Genomic DNA, 7,504 nt, shown 5'->3' with positions numbered 1-7,504 from the left:
CGAGCGGCCGGGTGCGCAGGGGGCTTCGGGTGGAGGACCGTGTCCGCGCGAGCCCTTCCCGGCCGCGCGTGAGGCGCGGAGCGCCCGGGACGGAGACCGGGCGGGCCGTCTCCGGTGCCGGGAGCGGCTGTCCGCAAGGCGCCACCGGGAGCGGCCGGCGCGGACCTGCCGTCACCGTGCCGCGGCCACCCGTCCGTATCACGGTGGCGACCGGTGGCCGGAGTAACGGATGCGCAGGTGATGACACGGCATCTCCCCGATGCGACGTCAGGACGGGGCGCCAGCACGGGGGTTGACGCCGCAGCTATTATCCACGCTGACGGCGCTCGCGTGCAATTGCACGAGAAATTGCGCGAGATTTTTCCCGGCGCGCGGTCCGGCACCCGGAACCGCGCACCGGGAGACACGGGAACAGCAAGGAGACAGCGGTGCCAGGAGTGCGCAACGGAGTGCGGGCCAGCCAGTTGGACGTCCACTGGGTCAAGAGCCGGCACAGCAACGCCGAGGGCAACTGCGTCGAGGTGGCCCCGCTGACCGACGGGGGGATAGCGATGCGCAACTCCCGTGACCCCGACGGCCCCGCCCTCGTCTACACGGCCGCGGAGCTGGCGGCGTTCCTGGCCGGCGCGAAGGACGGCGAGTTCGACCACCTGGTCTGAAACACCCGCGACGGACCGGCACCGGCCACCCGGACCGGCACCGGCCACCCGGACCGGTGCCGGTGAAGCGGAGCCCGACTCGCCACTTCCCCGGGGCTTTCGCACGCGGATGCGGTGAGGGGGAGTCAGATGCGATAGTGTAAATCGCCCTTGTGCCGGTCTGCTGGGAGTCAGGATGTCCGCCGCGTCGCATCGAATCTCCCGCCTGGAACCCTACCTGGACAGGCCCGAGCCCGCTCCGACCCTGCTGAAGATGCTGGTCGGCGTGCAACTGGCGGGCTTCCGCGACGACGCCGGACTGTCCCAGGACCAGGCGGCGCGCTCCGTCGGCTTCAGCCCGGCGAAGCTGTCCCGCATCGAGTCCGGCAAGGGCCGCCGCCCGCCGACCGAGGGCGACGTCCGGGCCCTGCTGGCGCTGTACGGCACCGACGAGTACGAGGCCTCGGTGCTGCTCAAGCTGCTCCTGAGGGCCGGGGAGCCGGGCTGGTGGCAGCGGTACGACAAGCGGCTGATGCCCGAGTGGTTCGACCGTCTGGTCGGGCTCCAGGAGGCCGCCGCCACCATCCGCACCTTCGAGATCCAGTACGTCCCCGGACTGCTGCAGACCGCCGCCTACACCCGTGCGGTGGTCGAGCGGGGACTGCCGAACGCCCCGGCCGGCGAGGTGCGGCGCCGGGTCGAACTGCGCATGCGCCGCGCCGAACTGCTGATGCGCGAGGCCGCGCCGCAGCTCTGGGCCGTCATCGACGAGTCGGTCCTGCTGCGCGTGCTGGGCAGCCCCGCGGTGATGCGCGAGCAGCTCGAGCACCTGGTGACGATGGCCGAGCGGCCCAACGTGACGGTGCAGATCGTGCCGCTGGACGTGACGAACGCGTCGGCGCCCGCCATCCCCGTGACCTATCTGCGCTTCGGCGGGCTCGACCTGCCCGACGTGGTCTACCTGGAGCACATCAGGAGCGCCAACTTCCTGGAGGACCGCGACGAGACGGAGGAGTACCGGATCGCGCTGGACCGCCTCGCCGACGAGGCGCTCAAACCGCGCGACTCGGTGGAACTGCTCCGCAGGACGATCGCGGAGCGCTACGCCGCGGCGTAGCGGCGGGCGCGAACACGCCGACGCCCCCGTGGGACCCGAGCGGTCCGGCGGGGGCGTCGCGGCGTCGGGGGTTACAGCGGAATCCGGCCCACACCGCCGAACTCGATCCACTCCTGGGTGAGCTGACGGGGCGCCACCTCGGTGTCCGGGCGCCAGGTGGACACCTCCACCAGGCCCGGCTCCAGGACCTCCAGGCCCTCGAAGTACGACTCGACGTCCTTCGGCTCGCGCACCCGGCCCCAGTGCCCCTGGGTCGCCTGGTCCATGAAGTCGGTGACGAACTCGCGGACCTCGGCGTCCTCGCTGACGAGCTGGCACATCACCATGAAGCTGCCCGGTGCCAGCCGTTCGCGCACCCGGCGGGCCAGGGCGAGCGGACCGTCGGCGTCGTCGTCCGGGATGCAGTGGAAGACCGAGTTGAACAGCACGCACACCGGCTCCGAGAAGTCGATCAGCCGCCGGGTCTCCGGGTGGCCGAATATCCCGTCGGTGTCGCGCATGTCGGCCTGGATGACCACGGTGCGCTCGTCCTGCTCCAGCAGGGCACGGCCGTGCACCAGCACCATCGGGTCGTTGTCGGCGTACACCACGTGGGCGGTCGGGTCGATGCGCTGCGCGACCTGGTGGACGTTGTCCTGGGTGGGCAGGCCGGAACCGTGGTCGACGTACTGCCGTATCCCGTACTCCTGCGTGAGGGTGCGGACCACCCGCTGGAGGAAGCGCCGGTTGTTCAGCGCCAGACGGCGGGTGCTGGGCACCACCTTGTCCAGTTCCTCGGTCGCGGCACGGTCCGCCGCGTAGTTGTCCTTGCCGCCCAGGTAGTAGTCGTACATGCGCGCCGCCGTCGGCACGGTCGCGTCGATCTCGGTGGACAGCTGCTTACCGGTGTGCATCGTTCCCCCTGCGGGCCGCGCCAACTGGACTGGCTGGACAGGGAGTACATCCTAGGGAGCCGCGAAGGGGCGGTGCCAGCCCGTCGGCGAACGTCGCCGGAAGGAATGACGCGCCGATCGCCCGGAATCACCCCGAGTGCCCCGGTGGATGCCCAGCGTGAGGGCTTGCGTCCCGGAGAGGGGGTACTCGCGGGGCGCCACCGTTTCCCCGTGGAGGTCGGACCTTGGACAGCTCGACGGACCGGATCGCCGACCCCTGGGGCCCGCGCACCCCCTACGCGCCCGGCGCCCCCTGGCCGGCCCGCACCGACACGCACCTGGCGGAGGGCGTCGCGGAGGAGGACGTGGAGCGGTGGGTGCGGTCCGCCTCCATCCTGCACTCCAACGGCGACGCACTGGACATCGCGGTGCGCGACGGGCGCATCGTGGGCGTGCGGGGCCGCGCGGTCGACCGGGTGAACCGCGGCCGGCTCGGGCCCAAGGACCTCTACGGCTGGCAGGCCAACCACTCACCGGACCGGCTGACCAGGCCCCTCGTGCGGGAGAACGGACGGCTGGTGGAGTCGGACTGGGACACCGCCATGGACCGGATCGCGGCCCGCACGAAGAACCTGCTGGACGAACGCGGTCCGGGCGCCGTCGGCTTCTACACCAGCGGGCAGCTCTTCCTGGAGGAGTACTACACCCTCGCCCTCATCGCCCACGTCGGCATCCGCACCAACCACCTCGACGGCAACACCCGCCTGTGCACGGCGACGGCCGCCGAGGCCCTCAAGGAGACCTTCGGCTCCGACGGCCAGCCCGGCTCGTACGAGGACGTCGACCACGCCGACACCATCGCCCTGTTCGGACACAACGTGGCGGAGACCCAGACCGTGCTGTGGATGCGGATGCTGGACCGGCTGGAGGGCTCCGACCCGCCCCGGCTGCTGTGCGTCGACCCCCGGTACACCCCCGTCGCCCGGCGCGCCGACGTCCACCTGGCGCCGCGCCCCGGCACCAACGTCGCGCTGCTCAACGCCCTGCTGCACGAGATCATCCGCACCGGCCGGACCGACCGCGCCTACATCGACGCGCACACCGTCGGCTTCGGCGAACTCGCCGCCCGCGTCGAGGAGTGCACCCCGAAGTGGGCCGCGGAGATCTGCGACGTCCCCGCCGCGCAGATCGAACGGGCGGCGGAGCTCCTCGGCGGCGCACGGCGGTTGCTGTCCACCGTCCTGCAGGGCGTCTACCAGTCCCACCAGGCCTCCGCCGCCGCCGTCCAGGTCAACAACCTGCATCTGATCCGGGGCATGCTGGGCCGCCCCGGCTGCGGGCTGCTCCAGATGAACGGCCAGCCCACCGCCGAGAACACCCGCGAATGCGGCGCGAACGGCGACCTGCCGGGCTTCCGCAACTGGCAGAACGACGAGCACGTGGCCCAGCTCGCCGAGATCTGGAACGTCGAGCCGGACGCCATCCCGCACTACGGCCCGCCCACCCACGCCATGCAGATCCTCCGCTACGCCGAGCAGGGCTCACTGGGCATGCTGTGGATCACCGGCACCAACCCGGCCGTCTCCCTGCCCGAGCTCGCCAGGATCCGCTCGATCCTCGCCCAGGAGCGGTTGTTCGTGGTGGTGCAGGACCTGTTCCTCACCGAGACCGCCCAGCTCGCCGACGTCGTCCTGCCGGCCGCGACCTGGGGCGAGAAGACCGGCACCTTCACCAACACCGACCGCACCGTGCACCTGTCGGAGAAGGCCGTGGAACCGCCCGGCGAGGCCCGGCCCGACCTCGACATCTTCCTCGACTTCGCCGCCCGCATGGACTTCCGCGACAAGGACGGCGGCCCGCTGATCGGCTGGCGGGACCCGCAGGGCGCGTTCGCCGCCTGGCAGCGGTGCAGCGCCGGGCGCCCCTGCGACTACACCGGACTCAGCTACGACAAGCTGCGGCACGGCAGCGGCATCCAGTGGCCCTGCACCGAGGACGCCCCCGACGGCACCGCCCGCCTCTACACCGACGGCATCACCTACGCCCACCCCGACGCGTGCGAGAGCTACGGCAAGGACATGGTCACCGGCGCGACCGTCACCCCGGTCGAGTACCGCTCCCTCAACCCGGACGGCAAGGCGGTGATCAAGGCTGCGGAATACCTCCCGCCGCACGAGGACGCCTCACCCGAGTACCCCCTCCGGCTCATCACCGGCCGCACCGTGTACCACTTCCACACCCGCACCAAGACCGGCCGCGCACCCGAGCTGAACGCCGCCGCACCGGACGTGTGGGCGGAGATCTCACCCGCGGAGGCCTCCGCACAGGGCCTGGCCGACGGCGACCTGGTCCAGGTCACCACCCCGCGCGGGGCGATACGGGCCCGGCTGCGGACCACGGCGATCCGCGACGGCGTGGTGTTCGTGCCCTTCCACTACGGCTACTGGGACACCCCGCAGGGACACCGGCCGCCCGACGGCCGGCCCGGCCGGGCCGCCAACGAGACCACCATCACCGACTGGGACCCCCTCTCCAAACAGCCCCTGTTCAAGACGGCCGCGGCCCGCGTCACCCTGGTCTCCCGGCGCGACGACGCGCGGCGGGGCACCGGCACCGGGACGGCGGGGAGCGCCTCATGAGCGGCATCGGCGTCACACTCCGCATCCTGCACGACGACGAGCGGGACCTGGAACAGGACCTGCTGGCCGCCGCCGAGCGCCATCGCGCCGAGCACGAGTTCCACCACGTCGCCACCGACGTCGCCCGCTGGTCCCGGGAACACGCCACGCGGCTCGCCGCCCTCGGACCCGACCACGGCGTCCGTCTCTCAGGCCCCCGCGACCACCCCGCGCCCGGAGCGCTCGCCGCCCTGCGGGAGAAGGCCTCACAGACCCTCGGGCGCCGCCCGGAGACGGGCCTGCTGCTCCTGCACGACCTGCGCGACCTGCATCTGGCGGCCTCGCGCAGCTCGCTCCACTGGGAGATGCTCGCCCAGGCGGCACAGGCCACCCGGGACCAGGAGCTGCTGGAGCTGGTCTCCTCCTGCCATCCGCGGACCCTCCGCCAGATGCGCTGGACCAACACGATGATCAAGGTGTTGTCGCCGCAGCTCCTCGTCAGCGCGTAACCGGCACGGGTGGCGGTCCCCGCCGACGCCTGCGCCGACACGTGTGCCCCGCTATCGTCGGTTTCGTCCCTACCGGACGCCCGCTGCCCCGGGAGGCACGCATGGACGGCTACTACGACCTCGGCGACCACCGCCGGCCCGTGACGACCTCCTCCGCCGACGCCCAACTCTGGTTCGACCGCGGGCTGGTGTGGACGTACGCGTTCAACCACGAGGAGGCGGTCGTCTGTTTCGAGAAGGCGGCCGAGGCCGACCCGGACTGCGCCATGGCCCACTGGGGCATCGCCTACGCCCTGGGCCCCAACTACAACAAACCCTGGGAGGCCTTCGACGGCGACGAACTCGCCGGCACCGTCGCGCGCACCCACCGGGCGGTGGAGCGGGCGCACGAGAAGGCCGCCCGCGCCACCCCCGTCGAGCGGGCCCTCATCGAGGCCCTGCGCGCCCGCTACCCCCAGGCGGAGGCCGCCGAGGACTGCTCGGTGTGGAACGAGCCCTACGCGGACCGGATGCTCGCCGTGTACGAGAACGCCCCCGGCGACCCGGACGTGGCCGCGCTCTGCGCCGACGCCCTGATGAACCTCACCCCCTGGCAGCTGTGGGACCTCAGGACCGGCCGCCCGGCCGAGGGCGCCCGCACCCTGGAGGCCAAGGCGGTCCTCGACGGCGCCCTCGCCACCGCCGCGGGCGCCCGGCACCCCGGCGTCCTCCACCTGTACGTCCACCTGATGGAGATGTCCCCCACGCCGGAAGCGGCCCTCACCGTCGCCGACCGGCTGCGCGGCGCCGTGCCCGACGCCGGGCACCTGCTCCACATGCCCTCGCACCTGGAAGTGCTGTGCGGTGACTACCGGCGGGTCGTCTCGGACAACACCGCCGCCGTCGCCGCCGACGAGAAGTACCTCGAGCGGGCCGGCGCCATGAACTTCTACACGCTCTACCGCGCCCACAACCACCACTTCCGGATCTACGGTGCCATGTTCGCCGGCCAGTCGGAGGTGGCCCTGGACGCCGCCGCGCGGCTCGAGGCCGCCGTCCCCGAGGAACTCCTCCGGGTGCAGAGCCCGCCCATGGCCGACTGGCTGGAGGGGTTCCTGGCGATGCGCGTCCACGTCCTGATCCGCTTCGGCCGCTGGGACGACGTCCTGGCGCTGCCGTTCCCCGCCGACCCGGAGCTGTACTGCGTGACCACCGCCATGCTCCACTACGCGCGGGGCGTCGCCCTCTCCGCGACCGGCGCCACCGACGGGGCCGAGGCGGAGCGGACCGCCTTCCGGGCGGCCGTGCGCCGCGTCCCCGGGACCCGGATGCTCTTCAACAACACCTGCCACGACATCCTCGCCATCGCGTCGGCGATGCTGGACGGCGAACTCGCCTACCGCAAGGGCGAGTACGACACCGCCTTCGCCGCGCTGGAACGCTCGGTCGAGCTGGACGACAACCTGCCCTACGACGAGCCCTGGGGCTGGATGCAGCCCACCCGGCACGCCTACGGGGCGCTGCTGCTGGAGCGGGGCCGCGTCGAAGAGGCCGAAGCCGTGTACCGGGCCGACCTGGGCCTCGACGGCACCCTGCCCCGGCCCCTTCAGCACCCGGGCAACGTCTGGGCACTGCACGGGTTCCACGAGTGCCTGCTGCGCACCGGCAGGACCGGGGAGGCGGCGATCGTCGCCCAGCAGCTCAAGCGGGCGACCGCGCTGGCGGACGTACCCGTCGAGTCGTCCTGCTTCTGCCGGCTGGAGACCCACCC

The 7,504-nt window shown here is 72.4% G+C and carries 6 protein-coding genes; 5 read left to right on the top strand and 1 reads right to left on the bottom strand.

Translation table 11 applies throughout. From position 1 onward, the window contains the following. The first annotated feature begins 428 nt into the window (after window positions 1-428). Both B7767_RS28315 and B7767_RS28310 read left to right on the top strand, forming a co-directional pair. Window positions 429-659: a DUF397 domain-containing protein gene (locus B7767_RS28315; protein WP_085574646.1), complete on the top strand. Its 231-nt coding sequence runs from the start codon at window positions 429-431 to the stop codon at window positions 657-659. Window positions 660-834: 175 nt separating this feature from the next. After that, the gene (locus tag B7767_RS28310) at window positions 835-1,755 is read left to right on the top strand and encodes a helix-turn-helix transcriptional regulator (RefSeq protein ID WP_085574645.1); all 921 of its coding nucleotides are present in this window, start codon (window positions 835-837) and stop codon (window positions 1,753-1,755) included. Window positions 1,756-1,826: 71 nt separating this feature from the next. Here the strand turns inward: B7767_RS28310 and B7767_RS28305 are convergent, their stop codons facing one another. Next, window positions 1,827-2,648 (bottom strand): SAM-dependent methyltransferase, encoded by an 822-nt coding sequence (locus B7767_RS28305; protein WP_085574644.1) that lies wholly within the window; start codon window positions 2,646-2,648, stop codon window positions 1,827-1,829. 224 nt (window positions 2,649-2,872) lie between these two features. On the opposite strand from B7767_RS28305, the gene B7767_RS28300 reads away from it, so the two are divergent. The 3 genes from B7767_RS28300 to B7767_RS28290 form a co-directional block, all read left to right on the top strand. Next, entirely contained in the window at window positions 2,873-5,266 is a 2,394-nt protein-coding gene (locus tag B7767_RS28300) for a molybdopterin oxidoreductase family protein (RefSeq protein ID WP_085574643.1), read from the top strand. Then, window positions 5,263-5,754 carry a hypothetical protein gene (locus B7767_RS28295; RefSeq protein WP_085574642.1) on the top strand — a complete coding sequence of 164 codons (492 nt, stop codon included), beginning with the start codon at window positions 5,263-5,265 and terminating at the stop codon, window positions 5,752-5,754. The genes B7767_RS28300 and B7767_RS28295 overlap by 4 nt, the downstream gene beginning before the upstream one ends. A 101-nt stretch (window positions 5,755-5,855) precedes the next feature. After that, a partial coding sequence (locus B7767_RS28290; protein WP_085574647.1) for a tetratricopeptide repeat protein occupies window positions 5,856-7,504 on the top strand: 1,649 nt, incomplete at its 3' end.

This window comes from Streptomyces sp. 13-12-16 (genome assembly GCF_002114215.1).
Taxonomy (GTDB): Bacteria; Actinomycetota; Actinomycetes; order Streptomycetales; family Streptomycetaceae; genus Streptomyces.
Note: the sequence above shows the minus strand (reverse complement) of the source record. Positions and strands in the feature narration are given on the sequence as shown.